The 21,906-nt window shown below is 66.8% G+C and carries 19 protein-coding genes and 1 riboswitch; of the genes, 8 read left to right on the forward strand and 11 right to left on the reverse strand.

Going from position 1 to position 21,906, the window contains the following annotated elements; translation table 11 throughout:
* Positions 1 to 37 precede the first annotated feature (37 nt).
* The gene (locus tag AC5P5X_RS01470) at positions 38 to 2,995 is read left to right on the forward strand and encodes a TonB-dependent receptor domain-containing protein (protein ID WP_005414239.1); all 2,958 of its coding nucleotides are present in this window, start codon (positions 38 to 40) and stop codon (positions 2,993 to 2,995) included.
* A gap of 221 nt (positions 2,996 to 3,216) precedes the next feature.
* Here AC5P5X_RS01470 and AC5P5X_RS01475 read toward each other — a convergent pair whose 3' ends face one another.
* Positions 3,217 to 4,029, reverse strand: a complete 813-nt coding sequence (locus AC5P5X_RS01475; RefSeq protein WP_024956328.1) for an XOO1806 family protein — start codon at positions 4,027 to 4,029, stop codon at positions 3,217 to 3,219.
* Between the two features lie 149 nt (positions 4,030 to 4,178).
* Positions 4,179 to 5,072 carry an Hsp33 family molecular chaperone HslO gene (gene hslO / locus AC5P5X_RS01480; protein WP_005414237.1) on the reverse strand — a complete coding sequence of 298 codons (894 nt, stop codon included), beginning with the start codon at positions 5,070 to 5,072 and terminating at the stop codon, positions 4,179 to 4,181.
* A 77-nt stretch (positions 5,073 to 5,149) separates the two neighbouring features.
* Between hslO and mtgA the strand changes: the two genes are divergently transcribed.
* The 3 genes from mtgA to AC5P5X_RS01495 are packed head-to-tail and all read left to right on the forward strand — an operon-like array spanning position 5,150 to position 7,356.
* Positions 5,150 to 5,899 carry a monofunctional biosynthetic peptidoglycan transglycosylase gene (gene mtgA / locus AC5P5X_RS01485; RefSeq protein WP_062607958.1) on the forward strand — a complete coding sequence of 250 codons (750 nt, stop codon included), beginning with the start codon at positions 5,150 to 5,152 and terminating at the stop codon, positions 5,897 to 5,899.
* Positions 5,900 to 5,945: 46 nt separating this feature from the next.
* Complete coding sequence (locus tag AC5P5X_RS01490; protein ID WP_005410685.1) at positions 5,946 to 6,965, forward strand: glycosyltransferase family 2 protein; 1,020 nt, start codon at positions 5,946 to 5,948, stop codon at positions 6,963 to 6,965.
* Positions 6,925 to 7,356 (forward strand): CBS domain-containing protein, encoded by a 432-nt coding sequence (locus tag AC5P5X_RS01495; protein ID WP_100438341.1) that lies wholly within the window; start codon positions 6,925 to 6,927, stop codon positions 7,354 to 7,356. Before AC5P5X_RS01490 ends, AC5P5X_RS01495 begins: the two co-directional genes overlap by 41 nt.
* Before the next feature lie 457 nt (positions 7,357 to 7,813).
* On the opposite strand, the gene AC5P5X_RS01500 is transcribed toward AC5P5X_RS01495, so the two are convergent.
* The 4 genes from AC5P5X_RS01500 to AC5P5X_RS01515 form a co-directional block, all read right to left on the reverse strand.
* On the reverse strand, positions 7,814 to 9,787 hold the full coding sequence (locus AC5P5X_RS01500) for an AsmA family protein (protein WP_043034504.1): 1,974 nt from the start codon (positions 9,785 to 9,787) through the stop codon (positions 7,814 to 7,816).
* Between the two features lie 83 nt (positions 9,788 to 9,870).
* Positions 9,871 to 10,509, reverse strand: coding sequence for a PAQR family membrane homeostasis protein TrhA (gene trhA / locus AC5P5X_RS01505; protein WP_005410682.1), 639 nt, complete (start codon positions 10,507 to 10,509; stop codon positions 9,871 to 9,873).
* 160 nt (positions 10,510 to 10,669) lie between these two features.
* Entirely contained in the window at positions 10,670 to 12,274 is a 1,605-nt protein-coding gene (locus tag AC5P5X_RS01510; RefSeq protein ID WP_005410681.1) for a peptide chain release factor 3, read from the reverse strand.
* 66 nt (positions 12,275 to 12,340) lie between these two features.
* Positions 12,341 to 13,222: a M23 family metallopeptidase gene (locus AC5P5X_RS01515; protein ID WP_060380136.1), complete on the reverse strand. Its 882-nt coding sequence runs from the start codon at positions 13,220 to 13,222 to the stop codon at positions 12,341 to 12,343.
* 148 nt (positions 13,223 to 13,370) lie between these two features.
* A riboswitch (SAM riboswitch) is annotated at positions 13,371 to 13,489 on the forward strand.
* Between the two features lie 77 nt (positions 13,490 to 13,566).
* On the opposite strand from AC5P5X_RS01515, the gene metX reads away from it, so the two are divergent.
* From metX to AC5P5X_RS01530, 3 genes are read left to right on the forward strand one after another with little or no spacing between them, the layout of a single operon-like run.
* Positions 13,567 to 14,598 carry a homoserine O-succinyltransferase MetX gene (gene metX, locus AC5P5X_RS01520; protein WP_049461211.1) on the forward strand — a complete coding sequence of 344 codons (1,032 nt, stop codon included), beginning with the start codon at positions 13,567 to 13,569 and terminating at the stop codon, positions 14,596 to 14,598.
* Positions 14,595 to 15,830 (forward strand): O-succinylhomoserine (thiol)-lyase, encoded by a 1,236-nt coding sequence (locus AC5P5X_RS01525; RefSeq protein WP_005410678.1) that lies wholly within the window; start codon positions 14,595 to 14,597, stop codon positions 15,828 to 15,830. Before metX ends, AC5P5X_RS01525 begins: the two co-directional genes overlap by 4 nt.
* Positions 15,827 to 16,894, forward strand: coding sequence for a homoserine dehydrogenase family protein (locus tag AC5P5X_RS01530; protein ID WP_049461209.1), 1,068 nt, complete (start codon positions 15,827 to 15,829; stop codon positions 16,892 to 16,894). The genes AC5P5X_RS01525 and AC5P5X_RS01530 overlap by 4 nt, the downstream gene beginning before the upstream one ends.
* Before the next feature lie 105 nt (positions 16,895 to 16,999).
* Here the strand turns inward: AC5P5X_RS01530 and AC5P5X_RS01535 are convergent, their stop codons facing one another.
* Complete coding sequence (locus AC5P5X_RS01535) at positions 17,000 to 17,995, reverse strand: alpha/beta fold hydrolase (protein ID WP_049461391.1); 996 nt, start codon at positions 17,993 to 17,995, stop codon at positions 17,000 to 17,002.
* 217 nt (positions 17,996 to 18,212) lie between these two features.
* Positions 18,213 to 19,595: an L-serine ammonia-lyase gene (locus AC5P5X_RS01540; RefSeq protein WP_005410675.1), complete on the reverse strand. Its 1,383-nt coding sequence runs from the start codon at positions 19,593 to 19,595 to the stop codon at positions 18,213 to 18,215.
* 99 nt (positions 19,596 to 19,694) lie between these two features.
* Between AC5P5X_RS01540 and AC5P5X_RS01545 the strand changes: the two genes are divergently transcribed.
* Positions 19,695 to 19,925 carry a glutaredoxin family protein gene (locus tag AC5P5X_RS01545; RefSeq protein ID WP_005414144.1) on the forward strand — a complete coding sequence of 77 codons (231 nt, stop codon included), beginning with the start codon at positions 19,695 to 19,697 and terminating at the stop codon, positions 19,923 to 19,925.
* A 71-nt stretch (positions 19,926 to 19,996) separates the two neighbouring features.
* Here AC5P5X_RS01545 and AC5P5X_RS01550 read toward each other — a convergent pair whose 3' ends face one another.
* The 3 genes from AC5P5X_RS01550 to AC5P5X_RS01560 are packed head-to-tail and all read right to left on the reverse strand — an operon-like array spanning position 19,997 to position 21,788.
* Positions 19,997 to 20,569 (reverse strand): YceI family protein, encoded by a 573-nt coding sequence (locus AC5P5X_RS01550; protein ID WP_005414145.1) that lies wholly within the window; start codon positions 20,567 to 20,569, stop codon positions 19,997 to 19,999.
* A 3-nt stretch (positions 20,570 to 20,572) separates the two neighbouring features.
* Entirely contained in the window at positions 20,573 to 21,145 is a 573-nt protein-coding gene (locus AC5P5X_RS01555; RefSeq protein ID WP_005410672.1) for a cytochrome b, read from the reverse strand.
* A gap of 10 nt (positions 21,146 to 21,155) precedes the next feature.
* Positions 21,156 to 21,788 carry a YceI family protein gene (locus AC5P5X_RS01560; protein WP_043034508.1) on the reverse strand — a complete coding sequence of 211 codons (633 nt, stop codon included), beginning with the start codon at positions 21,786 to 21,788 and terminating at the stop codon, positions 21,156 to 21,158.
* Positions 21,789 to 21,906: the final 118 nt, after the last annotated feature.

Here is a 21,906-nt window from a genome sequence, read left to right on the forward strand (position 1 = left end):
CTCAGCACACAACCCAAGATCCATGGAGAGAGAGCCCATGAAGTTGAACAGCAACAAGCTGCGCGATGCAGTGTGCGTTGCGCTGGCCGCCAGCGCCGCATCCGTTGCCGGTACCGGGGTGGCGTCTGCCCAGACCGCCACCAACCTGGACCGCATCGAAGTCACCGGTTCGCGCATCCGTACCGTCGACGTCGAAACCGCCCAGCCGGTCCTGACCCTCAACCGCGCTGACATCGAGAAGCAGGGCTTCTCGTCGGTCGCTGACATCCTGCAGAACATCAGCGCCGTGGGTACGCCGCCGATCAGCCGTGCCCAGCCGCTGTCCTCGGGCGAAGCCGTCGGCGGCACCTACATCAGCCTGCGTGACCTGGGCGCCACCCGCACCCTGGTGCTGCTCAACGGCAAGCGCCTGGGCATCACAACCGGTGGCCTGCAGGACATCTCGACCGTGCCGGTCTCGGCCATCGAGCGCATCGAAGTGCTGAAGGACGGCGCTTCGTCGATCTACGGTTCCGATGCCATCGCCGGCGTCATCAACATCATCACCCGTACCAACTTCGAAGGCGCCACCGGCAGCGTCTACTACGGCCAGTACAGTGAAGGCGACGGTGCCACCCGCACCATGGACTTCACCATGGGCGTGAAGGGTGAGCGCGGTTCGCTGACCATCGGTGCCGAGTACGCCAAGGAAGACAAGGTGCGGGCGGCCGATCGTCCGTACGGTGCGTTCCCGCGCAGCTCCAACCACCCTGACTTCGGTTGGACCACCGTGGGTGAGTTCGGCGGTTTCGTCAGCCGTCCGGCCGATGGCCTGCCGGGCGTCACCTATCCGGCCGCCAGCGCATCCAACCCGAACCGCGAAGTGCGCGTGATCCTGCGTGAGGGTGGCAACGCGAACAACAAGGCCGACTACGTCGCGCAGAACGTCAACAGCTTCTCCACCAAGGACAAGACCAACACCAACCTGCAGACCGACCTGCGTACCCCGCAGGAACGCCGTGCAGTGTTCGTCGATGGCATCTACGACCTGACCGACAACGTGCGCCTGCGCACCAACATGCTGTACAGCTTCCGCGATTCGAACCGCCAGATCGCCGGCTACCCGTACGGCGCACTGGCCTTCGGTTCGCCGATTTCGGCCAGCAGTGTGTTCAATCCGCTGGGTGCTGACATCGCCAACTGGTGGCGTCGTACTTCGGAAGTGCCGCGCAACACCCGCGCCGAGCTGACCACCTTCCGCTTCAGCGGCGGCCTGGAAGGCAGCTTCGAGTTCTCCGACCGCCTGTTCGACTGGGATGTCGGCTACCTGTACAACAACAACAAGCTGGTCCAGACCAGCACCGGCGACCTCAACCTGACCGCGCTGCGTGCGGCGGTGGGTCCGTCCTTCATCAACAGCAGCGGCGTGGCGCAGTGCGGTACCGTGGCCAACCCGATCGGGCTGAACCAGTGCGTGCCGTACAACCCGTTCCTGCACGCCGGCATCCAGAGCAACGGTGCCAACGGCGCATTGACCGGCAACACCGCCCTGCAGAACCTGCTGTTCCCGTCCGCGCACTCCACCGCCGAGACCACCACCAAGGTCATCACCGCCAACCTGGCCGGCAGCCTGTTCACCCTGCCTGCCGGCGACCTGGGCTTCGCCGTGGGTGTCGAGCACCGCAAGGAAACCGGCAGCTTCAGCCCGGACGCGCTGGTGCAGTCGGGCAACACCTCCGGCCTGGCCAACTTCCCCACCGGTGGTGGCTACAAGGTTGACGAAGTCTATGCCGAGTTCAACGTGCCGATCCTGGCCGACCTGCCGGGCGCCCGCGAGCTGAGCCTCAACGCGGCCACCCGCCATTCGGACTACGACACCTTCGGCACCACGCTGAACAGCAAGTTCGGCTTCAAGTGGAAGCCGATCGACTCGCTGCTCATCCGCGGTACCTGGGCGGAAGGCTTCCGTGCCCCGACCATCGCCGACCTGTACAGCGGCGGTTCGCAGTCGTTCGACTTCTTCACCGATCCGTGCGATTCGGTCTACGGTGCGGCGCGCACCAATCCTGCGGTGCGTGCCCGTTGCGCCGCCGCACTGCCGGCCGGCGTAAATGCAGCCAACTTCCGCCAGCAGCAGCAGGGCTTCACCCCGACCACCGCTGCATCGTCGCAGACCCCGCTGGCCTTCGTCTCCGGCTCCAACGACCAGCTGACCCCGGAAACCTCGACGTCCAAGACCCTGGGCTTCGTCTGGAGCCCGGGTTTCATCCAGAACTTCAACATGTCGCTGGACTGGTGGGAAATCCGCGTCGAGAACACCATCATCTCGGACACGGCCAACCTGATCCTCAACGACTGCTACATCAACGACATCGCGGCACGCTGCTCGGCGTTCACGCGTGACCCGGTGACCGGCATCGTCAACAACCTCAAGCGCACCGGCATCAACGCCGGTTACCGCGAGGTGGAAGGCTTCGACCTGGATGTCAGCTACCGCCTGCCGACCGATCGTTTCGGCAACTTCAGCGCGCAGTGGACCAGCACCTACACCTCGCGTGATGACCTGGTCACCACCAAGAACCCGGTCACCCACCCGAATCCCCGCACCGGCGTGGGCTGGGCGGGCGGCGCCTTCCGCGTGCGTTCGAACCTGAACCTGGGTTGGGAAATGGGTGACTTCGGCGCCAGCTGGACCGTCCGTTACTTCTCCGGCATGAAGGAATCGTGCCTGAGCGCCGTGACGTTCCCGGAAGAGTGCAACCTGCCGAACTACGCTTCGCCGAACAACCAGGGCGTGGCGGTGGGCAGCGCGACCAACCAGCGTGGCGCGACCGTATTCAACGACGTCCAGCTGCGCTGGAACGCACCGTGGAATGCGACCGTGGCCGTGGGTGCCAACAACGTGTTCGGCCGCGTGGGCCCGACCATGTACAGCCAGCCGAGCGCGAACGTCTCCTACTACGGTGGCTTCGACATCGGTCGCTTCCTGTACATGAAGTACACCCAGCGCTTCTGATCGCGGCGTAATATGTACGTGTGACATGGCCACGCCCCGAAAGGGGCGTGGCTTTTTTCATGGGGCAGCCAGGCTTGATGGCGCAGGCACCCCTACGCAGCCGCGCTGGACCAGGCCGCGCACAGGCGCTTGCGCATCGCCGCGTGGTGGCGGCGAGGTGTCATTACGGGGATGGGCGAAGGGAGCGCGCGCGGAAACGTCGCGGTGAGGCGGCAGGGAGCTTACAGGTCCTGCTCGTAGCGCACGTACGGCACGGTGCCGTCGTCGTTGCTTTCGTTGCGTGGCGAGAACGGATTCTTGCCGCGGCTGATCACGTTCTCGGCGCCCACGGTGAGCTGGCCGGACCATGGCGTGCGCCAGGTCAGGCCGATACCCAGGCCTTCCCACTTGCCGGGCTTGCCGGGCACGTCGATGACGCGGCCGATGATGCTGCCGGTGAAATTGCCGTAGCCGGCGCCGATGCTCAGGCTCTTGCTGTCCCAGCGGTCGGCAATGGCCGGCGAGGCGTCGGCCAGCGGTACCAGGCGGGCCTTGGCGTAGGTGCCGGCGATGGACACGAAGCCTTCGCGGCCGATGTTCTTCTGCGCGAACACGGTCAGGTCATTCTGCTCGGCGCGCAGCGAAGGGGTCTTGTTCGGGCCTGCCAGCCATGCCGGCAGGGTTTCACGGCCGGTGCCGGCGGTGATGCCGAGGCGGCTGCTGCCACGGTTCAATGCGGCGGTGCCGGTGAAACGCCGGCTGTTGAGGTCGTCCTCGTCGCCGAGGCTGGCCAGCATGCAGTGGCTGGCCAGGCCGCTCATGCTGGTCCCGCTGCTGCTGCAGAGCAGGCCCAGTGAATCGCCGGAGGACAGGCCAAAGGCCGCATCCAGCGAGTTGCGGCCGAAATGCCAGCGCGCCCCGGCCGCCTGCTCACCGGTCGGCTCCAGGTACAGCAGGGCCTCGACCTTGCCGCTGCCCTTGTTCCATACCGGCAGCACGGTGCGGGTGTCCTTGCTCTGCGCATGCACGCCCGTGATCGCGCCAAGGGCGATCATCATGGCCAGCGGTAGACGCAGGAAGGTACGCATCGGACCAGTTCAGACAGGGACGGACAACGGAAGTTCCCGTGGGGACGGGAACTTGATCCTAGGGTGTTTATGAATTCTTAACAAGCCTTGATCCTCCCCAGGTACAAGACTGCCGTTCATTGAAGCCGTTCAGGCGCCGGTACAGCCCCCTGGGCGCCGTGGAACAGTATGCCGAACTCCGTCAATGGAAAGTGATACTCACGCCCGCAGAATTCGCAACGGACCTCGACGGCGCCGGTGTCTGCAGCCGCTGCACGGGCCTCTTCCTCACCCAGCGACTGCAGCATCGCCGCCACCCGCTCGCGGGAACAGGAGCAGGCAAAGGACAGCGGCTTTTCGCCCATCAGCGCCGGCTTCTCCTCGTGGAACAGGCGGTGCAGCAGCTGCTCGGCCGGGGTGGCCAGCAATTCGGCCTTGCCCAGGGTTTCGAACAGGGCGCTGGCGCGTGCCCAGCCGTCCTCGTCGCCCTCGTCGCCCGGCAGCTTCTGCAGCAGCAGGCCGGCGGCACCATTGCGGTCGGCCGCCAGCAGCAGGCGGGTCGGCAGCTGCTCGGACTGGCGGAAGTAGTCCTCGAAGGCCTCGTCCAGCTCCGGTGCGGTCAGTCCGACCAGGCTCTGGTAGCGCTGGGGTTCACGCGGATCCAGGCCGGGGTTCTCGATGGTGATGGCGAGGATCGCGTCATCGCCCAGGCTGGACAGGTCGCGCGGCGCGTCGCCGCCTTCGCTGAGCTGGGCGATGCCGCGCAGGGTGCCGGCGGCGGTGCATTCGGCGAACAGGGTGCGCAGGGCAGTGCTGCTGCGCAGCTGGATCGACAGGCGTCCATCGATCTTGGTATGGCCGGTGAACAGCGCCGAGGCCACGCAGGCCTCGCCGAGCAGTTCGGCGGCGGTATCCGGGTACTCGGCGTGGGACAGGATCTCCTGCCAGGTGGCCTGCAGGCGCACGTGGACGCCGCGGACGCCGGCGTCGGGGAGCAGGAAGCGGATCAGGGAATCGGAGTTGGCGGTCATCGGCTCACATCGCGCGTAAACGGGGGCAGTTGCCGGATAATGCGCCGACAACCAGATAGAAGAAGGATGCACCAGTAATGGGGGCAGGGGGAGAGCAGCACAAGGTGGAAGCTGTCGTAGAAGGCCCGCGCCGCAGGCGCTGGCGCTGGAAACGGCTGCTGTGGCTGCCGGTGCTGCTGGCCGCTTTCAGCTGCCTGCAGGTCCTGGTGCTGCGGTTCATCGACCCGCCCGTGTCCATGGTGATGCTGTGGCGCTATGGCGAGGCGGTGGGCGAGGCCGATTGGTCCTATCGCCTGCATTACCAGTGGCGCGACCTTGACCAGATGGCGCCGAGCCTGCCGATTTCGCTGGTGGCCGCCGAGGACCAGCGTTTCCCCGACCACAACGGCTTCGATCTGCAGGCGATCGAGAAGGCCCGCGACCACAATGCCAAGGGCGGGCGACTGCGTGGCGCCAGCACGATCAGCCAGCAGGTCGCCAAGAACCTGTTCCTCTGGCAGGGCCGCAGCTGGATCCGCAAGGGGCTGGAGGTCTGGTACACCGTGCTGATCGAAGCGCTGTGGCCAAAGGAGCGCATCCTGGAGATGTACGCCAACATCGCCGAGTTTGGTGATGGCGTGTACGGAGCTCAGGCGGCGGCGCAGAAGTTCTGGGGCAAGGACGCGGCCAGGTTGAGCCCGGCCGATAGCGCGCGGTTGGCGGCGGTGCTGCCGGCACCGCGGCGCTACAACGCCGCAAAGCCAGGGCCGTACGTGCAGCGGCGCGCCGCCTGGATCCAGCGCCAGGCACGGCAGCTGGGCGGGGCCGCGTACCTTTCGGAAGAGTGAGCGCGCGCCGCCTGATCTACGGGCGGCGGCAACGTACAATCCGGGCATGACCCGCGAACGGCTCACTTTCGTCATCGCCGCCTACAACGAGGCCCTGGCACTGCCGTTGCTGCATCCGCGGTTGTGCGCGGTGCTCGACGCGCTGCCCGACATCGACGGCCACATTCTGTACGTGGACGACGGCAGCCATGACGGGACCTGGGAGGTGATCGCCCGCCTGGCCCAATCCGACGCGCGGGTCTCCGCGCTGAAGCTGTCGCGCAATTTCGGCAAGGAAGCCGCACTGACCGCTGGCCTGGACCTGGTGCGCGAAGGGGCGGCGATGATCCTGGATGCCGATGGCCAGGACCCGCCGGAGCTTGTGCCGCAGTTCGTCGCGCGCTGGCGCGAGGGCCATGACAACGTCTATGGCACGCGCCTGGCGCGCGATGGCGAGGCCTGGATCAAGCGTGCCACGGCGGCGATCTTCTACCGCGTGATGGGGCGCCTTTCGCGTACGCCGATCCCGGCCGATACCGGGGATTTCCGCCTGCTGTCACCACGCGCGCTGAGTGCGCTGCGCGAGATGCGTGAGCGCCATCGTTTCATGAAGGGGCTTTTCAGCTGGGTGGGTTTCAAGCGCGTGGCGGTGCCCTATCACCGCCACGCACGCGTGGCCGGCACCAGCAAGTTCAGCCTGTGGCGGCTGTGGAACTTCGCCCTGGAAGGCATTACCGGGTTCTCGACCGTGCCCCTGCGCGCGGCGACCTACCTGGGGCTGGCAACCGCGGCGGTGGCCTTCGTGTTCGGCATGTGGGTGATCGTCAAGGCCGCGCTGTACGGCGACCGGGTGGCGGGCTGGCCGACGATGATGGCGGTGATCCTGTTCCTGGGCGGGGTGCAGTTGATCGCGCTGGGCCTGATCGGTGAGTACCTGGGGCGCCTGTACGAAGAGTCCAAGCAGCGGCCGTTGTACCTGGTTGACGCGTGGCTAGCATCCGCCGTGGCAGACTCGGCCCTGCAACCCACCCTCGGAGGGCAGGCAGATGACCACGGTACGGCAACTGTTGGACGGCAAGTCTCCTGAAGTACATGCGGTCGCGCCGGATGCGGCGGTGATCGATGCGATCCGGTTGATGGCGGAAAAGGGCATTGGCGCGGTCCTGGTGATGGACGGGCCACGGTTGGTCGGGATCCTTTCGGAGCGCGATTACGCGCGCAAGATCGTGTTGCGTGATCGTTCTTCGCGCGATACGGCGGTGGCCGAGATCATGACGACGCAGGTGGTGACGGTGTCGCCGGGCGAACAGGTGGAGCATTGCCTGCAGCTGGTGACCGACTACCGCATCCGCCACCTGCCGGTGGTGGAGGGCGCGCAGGTGCTGGGGGTGATTTCCATTGGCGACCTGGTGAAGTCGGTGATCGATGCGCAGCGCTGGGAGCTGGATCAGCTGCAGCAGTACATCGTGGCGGGATGAGTTTTTCGCTGGCGGGCCTGCGGCCCGCCGGCCCGCTTTTCGAAGCTCAAAGCCAAAGTCAAAGCCAAAGCTAAAGCCAAAGCCAAAGCCAAAGCCAAAGCCAAAGCAGCGCCTTCCTGATACGTTGGGAGGCGGAGGGTGCGGCTGGGCAGGGTCCTCCGCCTCTGGACACGTTCCCGCGAGCGCGGTGCGTTTCAGTGCCGATCCCCCGCTCCTGGTAGATGCCAACCTTGGTTGGCAACAGCTTTTGACTTTGCTTTTTTTTTGACTTTGAATTTCGCTCTCGTTCCGCGCGCGCAGGAAACTGTCCGGAGCCGGAGCAAGGCGGCAGGCAGGACCGTGAGGCGCATGGATGCGCCGACCGAGCCTACAGGGACGTATTTACGGCGTGTCCTGCCTGTCGCCTTGCTCCGGCTCTACGCGCGGGAAGGGAGGCGCCGCGAACAACGCTGTAACCCTACTTCGCATACTGCCCACCGCAGTTGGCATCCTTGCCCGGCCCCAGTTCAATCGTAGCCAGCAGCGCTGCCGGCGGGGCAATGCTGCCCAGTGCCAGGGCCACCGCGCCGCGAATACCCAACGCCTTGAAGTCAGGGCGGAACGACGGGTCCTTGAACGTGCCGCTGATATGCAACGGTGACCGCAGTACCAGGATGCTCTTGTCCTTCGGGCGCGGTTTCAGCAGCAGGTCCAGGGTCTCGTCGCGCAGGCTGACCGTGCCTTCGCCGATGAGGATGGTATCGGTGGTGTCCACCGCCAGTGCCTGGCTGGTCATCAGACCGTCCTGCACACCGAAGTCGGCGAAGGCGCAGCGCAGCGGAATCTGCTTGTCACCGGTCACCAGGAACTTCAGTGATTCGGTGATATCCAGCCCGGCCAGTTCCATCACCAGGTTGCCGACATGGCCACGGCCCATCGCCAGCCCGACCTTGCCGCTGCTGCTGCCGAGCATGGCGGCGATCGAGTTGCCGCGCCCGCTCAGGTCCACTTCGCCGCCGATGCCGCCCTTGGCCTGCTCGGCCAGCTTCGCATCCGGGAAAAGCTGGCCCAGCTGCACGCCGCGTACGCTGGCCCTCAACGCAGTGCGAATCTGCGCCTGGCGTGCATCCATGCGGATCGTGCTGCGGATATCGCCGCCGGCCACGCCGAAGTTCAGCGGGTCCAGCCGCAGCACGCCGTCATCCAGCAGCAGGTGCGCGTCCATGTCGTCCAGTGGCAACGAGGGCGCGTTGATGCGGTGGGCCTTCCAGCGCACGTCGGCATCCATCGCACGCAGTTTGCCCAGATTGTAGGGCGTGTCGGGCAATACCCGGCGGCTGGCGGCGACACGGGCGGCCTGTGCCTTTTGTTCCGCATTCGCGGTTTCGCCGCCGCCGGTCTTCGGTGGCGCTCCCACGAAGCCGGCCAGGTCATCGAAGTCCAGGCGCCTGGATTCCAGTGTCGCGGTCAGCCGTGGACGGTCGCGTCCCACCTCGAACTGCAGGTTGCCAGCGAGGTCGCTGTCACCGACCTTGCCGGTGAAGCTGTCGTAGCGCCAGACGTTGTGGTCGCGCTTCAGCCGTCCGTCCAAGGCGTAGGGCGGTGAGGGCGGGATGGCAATGCCGAGCAGCGGGTACAGGTCTGACAGGTCCTGCCCGCTGAGTGCGAACTGCAGGTCGAACACCCGCAGCTGGAACGGATTGGTCAGCGTGCCACTGGCCACCGCGTGGGTAGCGCCGGCGCGACCGTCGAGGTGGATGCGGAACGGGTGGTCGCTGTCGGTCAGTTCCAGCGGTGATTCGGTTCCACCGCGCAGGGTGAACGGGTTGCCCTGCCAGTGGCCTTTGCCCTGCACCAGCAGCGGCGGCGAGGCATCGGCCTGTTTCGGCTGACCGCTGCGCACGCCCACGCGGATGTCGGTGCGGCCCAGTGCATCGATGAACTGCAGCCGACCATCGTCGATGCGCAGGCGTTTGAGCTGCGGGCTTGTGCCGCCGGCGCTCTCACCGAGGAAGTCCCAGTTGCCCGGCTCGCCCTTGCGCGGGGCGGTTTCCAGCAGCACGTCCGGCCGGGTCAGGCGCACCTCGGGCAGCTGCACGCTGCCGCGCAGCAGGGGCCAGACCCGCACGTCGATCTCGACGCGGTCTGCGCTGGCCATCTCAGGTTGTTTCGCCCAGCTGGCATTGGCGAAGGTGATCGCATCGGCGCGGATCGTGCTGGTGCGGCCGAGGTCGACATCAAGGTTCCCGATGTGCAGCACTCGGCCGGTGCGTGCCTGCACCGCGCGCTCCACCGGTCCCTTGAACCAGTTCCAGTCCCACAACGCGAGCAGTACCAGGATCGCCGCCAGCAGGAAAACCAGGATCGTGAGCCAGCGCCGGCCTCGTGGGCCGGGGCGGCGGAGGCGCCAGCGGGGCGTGCGCCTTGCGGCAGGGGAGGCGGCAGCATTCACGCTGCCATGGTTGCCCTCTGTTCGTGGACAGGGCGCGAAGCGACCATGTGCATGGCGTGCACACGCCGCCCTCGAGCGGCCGTTTACAGCACCTGCATGGTGACCGCGACGAAGTGGCAGACGCTGCCGCCGATCACGAACAGGTGCCAGATGGCATGCGAGTACGGGATCGATTCACGGTGGTAGAAGTAGGTCCCCAGCGTATACGACAGGCCGCCGGCGAACAGCCAGGTGAGGGTGCCGCCATCGATCGAGGCCCACATCGGCTTGATCGCCACGACCACCAGCCAGCCCATGGCGATGTAGATCACCGTTGAGAGCACCTTGAAACGGCCGGTGTAGAACAGCTTGAACACCACGCCGCCCAGCGCCAGCGCCCAGATCGCGGTGAACAGGCCCCAGCCCCACGGACCGCGCAGGCCGATCAGCGTGAACGGGGTATAGGTGCCCGCGATCAGCACATAGATCGCGCAGTGGTCGAACACCTTCAACCGGCCCTTGGCGACCGGATGCTGGATGGCGTGGTACAGCGTGGAGGCGGTGTACAGCAGCAACAGCGCGATACCGAACACGATCGCGCTGGCCAGCTGCCAGCCGTCGCCGTAGATCGCAGCCAGGGTGATCAACACCGCGCTGGCGGCCAGGGCGAATACCGCGCCCAGGCCATGGGTCAGGGCGCTGGCGATTTCTTCACGGATCGAAGCAATGGACGTCGTGGACATGGCGTAGGCATTGTTCGCGGGGAGGGGGACCCGCACCCCCTTATCATCGCCGCGATGGGCGATGCGTGCACGCCTGTCACCGTATGGTGGGTGAATGCCTGCCTTGCGTTGGCTGGGGTCAGAGCCCTTTCCTGCCGGAAAGGGATCCGACCCCGTGGCATCAGCCTACCGAAACGGTATGGGCCGCTTCGCGGGTGGCCGAGAAACGCACGTCCGGCGAGCGTTCCTGCGCCAGCTGCAGGTTGACCCGGGTCGGTGCCAGGTAGACCAGGTGGCCGGCTGCATCCAGTGCCAGGTTCAGCGCATTCTTCTCGCGGAACTCTTCCAGCTTCTTCTCGTTGCTGCAGTGGACCCAACGCGCGGTGGTCACGCTGACCGGCTCGAAGGTGGCTTCCACGCCATACTCGTCCTTCAGGCGATAGGCCGCCACGTCGAACTGCAGCACACCCACCGCGCCCAGGATCAGGTCGTTGCTGGTGAGAGGGCGGAAGAACTGGGTCGCGCCTTCTTCGGACAGCTGGGCCAGTCCCTTCTGCAGCTGCTTGAGCTTGAGCGGATCGCGCAGGCGCGCGCGGCGGAACAGTTCCGGGGCGAAGTTGGGGATGCCGGTGAAGGTGACCGCTTCGCCTTCGGTGAAGGTATCGCCGATGGAAATGGTGCCGTGGTTGTGGATGCCGATCACGTCGCCCGGCCACGCCTCGGCCGCGATCTCGCGGTCGCTGGCCATGAAGGTCAATGCGTTGGCCAGCTTCATTTCCTTGCCGGTGCGCACGTGGAAGGTCTTCATGCCGGCGCTGAAACGGCCGGAGCAGACGCGCATGAAGGCCACGCGGTCACGGTGCTGCGGATCCATGTTGGCCTGGATCTTGAACACGAAACCGGTCAGCTTGTTTTCTTCCGGGGCGATCTCGCGGCCGGTCGTGGAGCGTGCCTGCGGCGACGGCGCATGCTCGACGAAGAAGTCCAGCAGCGGCTGCACGCCGAAGTTGTTCACGCCCGAGCCGAAGAACACCGGGGTCTGCTTGCCGGCGCGGTAGGCCTCCAGGTCGAACGGGTGGCTGGCACCCTGCACCAGTTCCAGTTCGTCGCGCAGGTCGGCCAGCATCTGTGCACCGATCTTCTCGGCCAGGCCGGGGGCGTCGATGGACGGGAAGATGGTCGAGTCCTGGCGGGTGAAGTTGCGGCCCGGCTCGTACAGGTGCACTTCGCCGGTCAGCAGGTGGACCACGCCCTTCAGGCGCTGGCCCATGCCGATCGGCCAGGTCACCGGCGCGCACTGGATGCCCAGCACGGTTTCCACTTCATCCAGCAGCTCGATCGGGTCCTTGCCCTCGCGGTCGAGCTTGTTGATGAAGGTCATGATCGGGGTATCGCGCAGGCGGCACACTTCCATCAGCTTGATGGTGCGCTCTTCCACGCCCTTGGCCACGTCGATCACCATCAGCGCCGAGTCCACCGCAGTCAGCACGCGGTAGGTGTCCTCGCCGAAGTCGGCGTGGCCGGGGGTGTCGAGCAGGTTGACGATCTTGTCTTCGTACGGGAACTGCATCACCGAAGAGGTGACGGAGATGCCGCGTTCCTTTTCCAACGCCATCCAGTCGGAGGTGGCGTGGCGGGCGGCCTTGCGGCCCTTGACCGAACCGGCCATCTGGATCGCGCCTCCGAACAGCAGCAGCTTTTCGGTCAGCGTGGTCTTGCCGGCGTCAGGGTGGGAAATGATGGCGAAGGTGCGGCGACGCGACGCTTCGTTGGCGACTTCGGACATGGCAGTGGCGCCCGCCCGGGGCGCTTTTCAAAGAGATAAGCGCCCGATTATACCGACCGGGGCCGTTCAGCGCCCGATGCCGCCCTCGGCCTCGCCCTGGCGGGCGAACTGCAGCTGGCCCTGCTCGGCGAAGATGCGTGCCGGCACCGAACGCAGGCCCATGCCGCGGTTGACCTGTACCACGAAGTGCAGGTGCGGTGCGCTGCTGAAGCCGCTGTTGCCGGACAGGCCGATGGGCTGCCCGGCGCCCACTGCCTGGCCGCGACGCACGCGCATGCCGCCGGCCTGCAGGTGGCCGTACAGGGCCATGCTGCCGTCGCTGTGCAGCACGCGGATGAAGTTGGCGCGGGCACCATCACGTTCGCGGTCCTGGCCGTTGCCTCGGAAGCCATCCTGGATCTGCATCACCGTGCCCTCGCGCGCGGCCAGCACCAGCGTGCCCTCCGGCAGTGCGAAGTCGACCGCGTCGCGGTTCTCCTCGTCGTCATGGCTGAACCGGCCCTGCGGCGCCTGGTCCACGCGCGGGCGTGCATCATCGAAGGGCAGGCGGTAGGCCACATCCTCGGCCTGTGCGGCGGGGTTGCCTGGTACCGACTGCAGGCGCAGGTCCAGCATCCGGCCATTGACCGGCGCGGGGAGGTGGCCGACGACCAGGCTGCTGTCGCCCTGTATCAGTGACTGCACCGGCAAGCCGTCGACCAGGTGCCCAGGGGCGGCGCGCAGTTCGATCTGCAACGGCCCGGCCAGGGTGTTGTCGATCCGGGCCTGCCACTGTTCGCCGATCGACTGCAGGCGCAGCTGGGCCATCGGAAGGGGGGCCTTCGCCTCCGCGCTGGCGGGGGCAGGCGCCTTCGGCAGCATCCCCCAGCCCTGGCGCCAGTCGCTGGCGCCGGCAGAGGCGCTGGCCAGCAGCGGCAGGAGCAGGCAGGTCAAGGGCAGGCGTGGCATCAGCGGATTCAGGAAAACGGACCGTCCGGACTGTACCCGATCCTGAACGGAGCGACCGCGACGCCTCTCGCATACCTGTCGCGAAAATATTCATCGCTTTATCCGCATGAAGGGATTGACAGCGCCCGGAAGCGCTGGCATCGTGGCCTCACCATCGAGACCGGCAGAGGGACAGGCCCTTTGAAGCCGGGGCAGCCCGCGGATGCGAAAGCGTCCGCGTAGGTGCCAAATCCTGCGGGGACCGTGGCGTCCACCGAAAGATGGTTCGATCCATGCACCGCACGTGCATCTCGAACGCGAGCCCCGCGAAGGCTCGATGGCCGATTCCCCAACCGGATCCCGCCATGAGCTTCGCTGCCAGTACCGCCGTTCGCCCCGAACCCTTTGTCCCCGTCAGCGTGCCGGTTGAAGACCGCGTGCATGCCGAGCGCGGTGAGTTCGCCGCGGTGCTGTCGATGCGTCACGCTGGCCCCAGCCCGGTGCGCCTGCGCTATGAGTGGGTCGGCCCGGCCAATGCGCCGGTTGTGGTGCTGGCCGGCGGCATTTCCGCCCATCGCCATGTGGCGTCCAACGCACAGTTCAGCGAGAAGGGCTGGGCCGAAGACCTGGTCGGCAGTGGTCGCACGCTGGATCCGCAGCAGTTGCGCGTACTGGCGTTCGACTTCATCGGGGCCGACGGTGCGTTGGACGTGCCGATCGATACCGCTGACCAGGCCGATGCGCTGGCACTGCTGCTGGATCATCTGGGTATCCGCACGCTGAAGGCCTTCGTCGGCTACTCGTATGGCGCGCTGGTCGGCCAGCAGTTCGCAATCCGTCATCGAGTCCGGGTGCGCCAGCTGGTGCTGGCCAGCGGCGCGCATCGTCCGCACCCGTATGCCGCGGCCTGGCGCGCACTGCAGCGCCGCGCCGTCGCCCTCGGCCAACTGCAGTGCGGCGAAGACCACGGCCTGGCGCTGGCGCGGCAGTTCGCCATGCTCAGCTACCGCACCCCGGAAGAGTTCGGCGAGCGCTTCGACGCCGCGCCGGAAGTGATCAACGGCCGCGTGCGGGTCGCCGCCGAGGACTATCTCGACGCCGCCGGCGCGCAGTACGTCGCGCGCACGCCGGTGACCGCCTACCTGCGCCTGTCCGAATCGATCGACCTGCACCGCGTGGACCCCGCCGCCATCCTGCCGCCGACCGTGGTGGTCGCGGTGGAGGGTGACCGCCTGGTGCCGCTGGCCGACCTGGTCGGCCTGGTCGAGGGGTTGGGGCCGCGCGGAAGCCTGCGCGTGCTGCGCTCGCCCTACGGCCACGACGCCTTCCTCAAAGAAACCGATCGCATCGACGCGATCCTCGCCACCGCCTTCCGCACCTCTGGAGAGTCCGCATGAGCCTGCACGCCAACGAGCCGTCCTGTAGCCGCACCACTGCCGCCGTCCGTGCCGGCATCGATCGGGACACCGCGCATGGCGCGGTCACGCCGCCGATCGTGCTGTCGTCGAACTTCAGTTTTGAAGGCTTCGGCAACAAGCGCCAGTACGACTACACGCGCAGTGGCAACCCGACCCGCGACCTGTTGGGTGAAGCGCTGGCCGAGCTGGAAGGCGGTGCGGGCGGCGTGATCACCGCCACCGGCATGGGCGCGATCAACCTGGTGCTGAACGCGCTGCTTCAGCCGGGCGATACCCTGGTCGTGCCGCACGACGCGTACGGTGGCAGCTGGCGGCTGTTCAATGCGCTGGCGAAGAAGGGCCATTTCGAACTGGTCACCGCCGACCTGACCGATCCGCGCGCGCTGTCGCAGGCGCTGGCCACCCAGCCGAAGCTGGTGCTGGTGGAAACGCCGTCCAATCCGCTGCTGCGCATCACCGACCTGCGCTTCGTCATCGATGCCGCGCACAAGGCAGGTGCTCTGGTTGTGGTCGACAACACCTTCCTGTCGCCGGCCCTGCAGCAACCACTGTCGTTCGGGGCGGATCTGGTGCTGCATTCCACCACCAAGTACATCAACGGCCACAGCGACGTGGTGGGTGGTGCGGTCGTCGCGCGCGATCCGGCACTGCATGAGCAGCTGGTGTGGTGGGGCAACGCGCTGGGCCTGACGGGTTCGCCGTTTGATGCCTTCCTGACCCTGCGCGGCCTGCGCACGCTGGATGCGCGCCTGCGCGTGCATCAGGAGAACACCACGTCGATCGTTGCGCTGCTGGACCAGCATCCGGCGGTCGGCCGCGTCTATTATCCGGGCCTGGCCGATCACCCGGGCCACTCCATCGCTGCTCGCCAGCAGAGTGGCTTCGGCGCGATGCTGTCGTTCGAACTGGCGCACTGCGCGGGTGATGATCCGCACGCGGCGGTGCGCGCGTTCGTCGATGGCCTGCGCTGTTTCACCCTGGCCGAATCGCTGGGCGGCGTCGAAAGCCTGATCGCGCACCCCGCCACCATGACCCATGCGGCGATGACCGCCGAAGCGCGTGCCGCGGCCGGCATCAGCGAAGGCCTGCTGCGCCTGTCGGTTGGCATCGAGGCCGAGCGTGACCTGTTGGCCGATCTCGGCGCCGCGCTGCAGCGTGCCGAAGCGGTGATTGATGCGGCTGCGCGCCGCAAACAGGTGGTGGATGCATGAGCGCGCTTGCCGCAGAAATTCCTGCTCTGGGCGTGGGACGCCTGGCGCTGCTGGGCACCGGCACGGTCGGCTCGGCCTTCGTACAGCGTTACCAGGCATTGCGGGCGCGTGGGCTGGAACTGCCCAGCGTGCAGTGGCTGGCCAATTCACGCACTGCGCTGGAGATCGATCGTGACCTGGCCTTGCCGCTGGAACTGGCACGGCGTGCACCGCGCGATGGCCAGAGTTCGCCACCGTGGGCGAGTGCCGAAGGACTGGAGCGTGGCGACGTGGTGGTCGACGCCACCGCCAGTGAAGACGTGGCCGCGCGCCACGTGCAGTGGCTGGCGCGGGGCGTGCATGTGGTGACCGCCAACAAGCTGGGACGTGGTGCGCAGCTGGCCCGCGCGCAGGCCATTGCGGAAAGCTGTGCCGACAGTGGCGCACGCTATGGCGACAGCGCGACGGTGGGCGCGGGCCTGCCGCTGTTGAGCAGCCTGCGTGCACTGGTGGCCGGTGGCGATCACATCCATGCCATCGAAGGCGTGCTGTCCGGTTCGCTGGCGTGGCTGTTCCATCGTTATGACGGCCAGTCGCCGTTCTCGGCGGCGGTGCGCGAGGCGCTGGCTGCCGGCTACACCGAGCCCGATCCGCGCCTGGACCTTTCCGGTGAAGACGTGCGCCGCAAGCTGCTGATCCTGGCGCGCAGCAGCGGGCTGGCGCTGGATGCGTCGCAGGTACAGGTGGATTCACTGGTGCCTGAAGCGCTGGCAGCGCTGCCGCTGGAGGATGCGGTGGCGGCGCTCGAGCAGCTGGATGCGCCGTTGCGGGCGCGCTGGCAGCAGGCGCATGACAATGGCCGCGTGCTGCGTTTCGTTGGCCGTGTCGATGGCGAGGGTGCGCAGGTGGGCCTGCGTGAGTTGCCTGCCGATCACCCGTTGGCGCAGGGCGCGGGCACCGACAACCGCGTGGCCATCCACAGTGACCGCTATCGGCGCCAACCGCTGTTGATCCAGGGCCCGGGCGCGGGCGCGGAAGTCACCGCCGCCGCGCTGCTGGATGACGTGCTGCGGATCGTCGGCTGATCGCACTGCTTCTGTAGAGCCGAGCCCATGCTCGGCTGCTACTGGCGAGATCCCTCTTGCTGGATAAGCCGAGCATGGCTCGACTCTACAGGGGAGGGCTGCCGTTCAATGCGCCTTCAATGCCTTCAGCAACGCCGCGTTGAACTGCTTCGGGTCCTGCACCTGCGGCGAATGGCCCAGTTCGGCGAACTCGATCAGCGTCGCGCCGGGAATCGCCGCGGCTGCCGCCTTCCCGAGCACCGGATAGTTGCCCAGCGTCGCCTTCACCGCTGGTGGCGCCAGGTCGCGACCGATCGCGGTGCGGTCCTTCTGGCCGATGAACAGCGTGGTCGGCACCTGAACATTCTTGAGTTCGTAGACCACCGGCTGGTTGAACACCATGTCCGAGGCCAGCGCCTGGCTCCATGCAACGGCCTGCTTGCCCTGGCCTTCGTACATGCCCGACTGCATCCGCGCCCACGGTTCATATGCCGGCTTCCATTTGCCGTCGTAGTACACATCCAGCTGGTAGCGGCGGATGCTGTCATAGCTGATGTTCATTTCGCCGGCGTACCACGCGTCCACGCTGCGCCAGGGAACACCCAGCGCCTTCCAGTCTTCCAGCCCGATCGGGTTGACCAGTGACAGGCTGCGCAGGTCCTGCGGGAACATCAGCGCGTAGCGCACCGCCAGCATGCCGCCCATCGAATGACCGACCAGGTGCACCGGGACGTCACCCAGTCGCAGCTGTTGCAGCAGGGCATGGGTGTTGGCGGCCAGCTGCGCGAACGAATACTGGTAACGCTCGGGCTTGCTGGATTTGCAGAAGCCCACCTGGTCCGGGGCGATCACCCGATAGCCGGCGGCAACCAGTGGCTTGATCGATTCCTTCCAGGTGGCGGCACAGAAGTTCTTGCCGTGCAGCAGCACCACCACGCCGATGGGTGCCTTCTTCGGCGCGATGTCGAGGTAGGCCATTTCCAGCGGCTGCCGCTGCGATTCCAGCGCGAAGGTCTTCACCGGATAGCCGTAGTCGAAACCCTCCAGCCGCGGCCCGTAAGTGGGCGCGGCCAGCGCAGGCAGTGGAAGGCAGGCAAGCAGGGCGGCAGCGATCACGCGCATGGGGCGGTCCTGGATAGGGGAGCCCCGAGCCTAACCGGAACGCAGTGACGGTGTCGTCCGACCGGGCAAGGGCGACTGGGTAGAGTCGACTGGGTAGAGTCGACTGTTAGTCGACTACCTTCCCCACAACGAGCGAAAATCCCGCGCTGCGCGCGATAGTCGACCAACGGTCGACTCTACCTGTGGCCCGGCGCCATCGCGCCGGGACCGGTCGACCTCAACACTCGATGACGTTCACCGCCAGGCCGCCACGGCTGGTTTCCTTGTACTTGTCCTGCATGTCGCGGCCGGTATCGCGCATGGTCTTGATCACCTTGTCCAGCGACACCTTGTGCTTGCCGTCGCCGCGCATCGCCATGCGCGAGGCATTGATCGCCTTCACCGCGCCCATCGCATTGCGTTCGATGCAGGGGATCTGCACCAGCCCGCCGATCGGATCACAGGTCAGGCCGAGGTTGTGTTCCATGCCGATTTCCGCGGCATTCTCGATCTGGCTCGGGTTGCCACCCAGCGCCGCGACCAGGCCACCGGCCGCCATCGAGCAGGCCACGCCCACTTCGCCCTGGCAGCCCACTTCGGCGCCGGAGATCGAGGCGTTTTCCTTGTACAGGATGCCGATCGCTGCCGAGGTCAGCAGGAAGTCGAATACGCGCTGTTCGTTGGCGCCGGGGCAGAAACGGTCGAAGTAATGCAGCACCGCCGGCAGCACGCCGGCAGCGCCGTTGGTCGGCGCAGTCACCACGCGACCACCGGCGGCGTTCTCTTCGTTCACCGCCAGCGCGTACAGGTTGACCCAGTCCAGCGTGGTCAGCGGATCGCGCATCGCTGCTTCCGGCTTCGACGACAGCTCGCGGTACAGCGCCGGTGCACGACGGCCGACCTTCAGGCCACCCGGCAGCACGCCTTCCTCGCGGATGCCGCGCGCCACGCACGACTGCATCGCACTCCAGATCTCGCGCAGGTTGGCGCGGATCTCGTCTTCGCTGCGCCAGCACTTCTCGTTCTCGAACATCAGCTGGGCAATGCTCAGGCCGCTGCGCGCGGTCTGCGCCAGCAGCTCGTCGCCGCTCTTGAACGGGTAGGGCAGCGGGGTTTCGTCGGGCACGATGCGGTCATCGGCCGCGTCGTCCTGGTTGACCACGAAGCCGCCACCGACCGAGTAATAGTCGCGGGTGGCGATCACCTCGTCCTCGGCGTTGTACGCGGTGAAGCGCATGCCGTTGGTGTGGTACGGCAGCTTCTGGCGCTTGTTCATGCCGAGGTCGCGCTTCTCGTCGAAGGCGATCTCGTGCTGGCCCATCAGTTGGATGCGCTTGCTGCTGCGGATACGCTCCAGGGTGGCCGGGATGATGTCCGGGTCGATCAGGTTCGGCCGCTGGCCTTCCAGGCCCAGCAGGATCGCCTTGTCGGTGCCATGGCCGCGGCCGGTCAGCGCCAGCGAGCCATAGACATCGGCGCGGATGCGCGCGACTTCGTTCAGGCGACCCGGGTCAAGCAGCCAGCGATGGATGAATCGCTCGGCGGCCTTCATCGGCCCGACGGTGTGCGAGGAGCTCGGGCCAATGCCGATCTTGAAAACGTCGAACGTGCTGACAGCCATGGTTGCCGTACTGCGGGTACCGGAGGAGACCGCTATTCTAGCGGTTCATGCCGCACTTCCATGGCTGCGGCGCAGCATTTCGGCAAAGGGAGCAAACCGGTGTTGACCCTGTTCCAGCGCGATGACTGCCACCTGTGCGACATGGCCCTGGCCGAGCTGGCCAAGGCGCGGGCACCGGAGTTCGAATCGGTGTTCCTGGATGACCAGCCTGCGCTGGAAGCGCGCTACGGCGCGCGGGTGCCGGTGCTGCGCGACGAGCGCGGCGACCGTGAGCTGGACTGGCCGTTCGACGCGGCCACGGTCCAGGCCTGGCTGGCCGTCGATCGGTAGTGCCGGCCGTTGGCCGGCAACCCCGCGATGCCCGGTGATGCCGGCCAGCGGCCGGCACTACCAGAGGCGGTTTATTTCGCGTCGAACTTCACGATCGTGCTGATCGCGGTTTCGTCCGGGATGGTCTTGGTGTCGGCCCAGTCGCCGCCGCCGACGCCGAAGTCCAGGCGCTTGACCGTGGCCTTGCCGGTCAGCACCGGCTGGGTGCCCGGCTTCCAGGTGAAGGTGAGGGTGACCGGCTTGCTGACGCCTCGCAGCTCCAGTGTGCCATCGGCGGCGAACTGGTCATTGCCCACCGCGCGGAAGCCCTTGGCGGTGTAGCGTGCGGTGGCGAACTTGCCAACATTGAAGAAGTCGGCGGTCTGCAGGGTCGAGTCACGGTCGCTGTTGCCGCTCTTGGCGCCGGCCAGCGGGATCACCACGTCCAGCGAACCGGCCGCAGGATTGGCCGGGTCGAAACTGAGCTTGGTGGCAAAGCCCGGGAAGCTGCCGGTAAACACTTCGCCGTCGTACTTGGTGGCGAACACCAGGATCGAGCCGGCGCCGGGCGCCTGTGCGTAGTCGGCGGCGAACACCGGGGTGGTGGCCAGCATGCCGGCCAGGGCGGCGGCCACGGCGGCCGGAGTGGTCAGTTTCAGGTTCATCGGTCAGTCCTTCTGAGGGGAGGCGAGCCAGCCGCGCGGCAACATGCGGGACAAGGTCGCATCGCGCTGGAACAGGTGGTGGTAGAAGGCAGCGCCGGCATGGGCCAGCACCACCGCGATCAACAGCCAGAAGCCGTACTCGTGGATGGCATGCGATACCGCGACCACCTGCGGGTCGGGACCGCTCAGCTTGGGCACGTCGACCAGGCCGAACCAGCGGAACGGGCGCAGGCCGCTGGCCGAGTCGTACAGCCAGCCCGACAGCGGGATGGCGAACATCAGCACATACAGCAGCACGTGGGTGGCACTGGCGATGCGTTCCTGCCAGCTGGGCACGCCCGGCACCGGCTTGGGGGCACCGGCATACAGGCGCCAGCCGAGGCGGAAGAGCACGAGCGCCAGCACGGTGATGCCGATCGACTTGTGCGCGGTATAGACCCAGAAATACTTGGGGGTCTTGGGCAGTTCGCCCATGGTCAGGCCGACCACGCCCAGGGCGAGGATCAGCAATGCGATCAACCAATGCAGGATCTGGCTGACACTCCCCCAGGCGGCGGGGGTGTTCTTGGCGGTCATGAAGGGTCCTCTAGGGGGCCGTCTTGGGGTCGGAGTGTGGAACGGGAGCGGGAGTTCCCGGGGCGTCGCTGCGGTCGAGGGTGGCTTCAGCCTCGATCCTCAGCTGTACTGCATCACCGATGACGCCCGGCCAGGCGGTGATGCCGAACGCGCGCCGGCTCAGCGTGGTGCTGGCGGAAAAACCGGCGGTGCGTCGGAACGGGGGGAGGGGGTAGCGCTTGATGGCGTTGAGGGTCACGTCCAGCGTGATCTCCTGGCTGACCCCGCGCAGGGTCAGGGTGCCGATCACGCGGGCGCGCCTGGCATCGATCGGTTCGACCCGGCTGGAGACGAAATGTGCCTTCGGGAAACGCTCGCCATCCAGAAGGCTGCGGGCCAGCGTGGCCTGGTTCCATTTGGCATCGCCAAGGTCCAATCGCGACACGGGGACCTCGACATCCAGTGTGGCCTCGCGCCAGTTGTCGGGATCGAACTGCAGCCGGCCCTCACTGCCGGAGACCGTGCCCATCGCCTGCGAGTAGCCCGCGTGGTCGATGCTGAACAGCACACGCGTGTGCACCGGATCGAGGCGATAGGTATCTGCATCCGCCCAGGCGGGAGCGGTGGCGAGCAGCATCGGCAGCAGGGCCAGGCAGGGACGCATCGATGGCGGGCTCCGGAAGGGGGACGCTGTGATCATACGCACAGGCCCCTGCCAAGGATGCGTGCATGGCTGCAACAGTTCGTGGTGGTCCTGCCCCGGCAACAGGCTGTTGCAGCCA

The organism is Stenotrophomonas sp. YJH_SMC_91 (assembly GCF_059368495.1).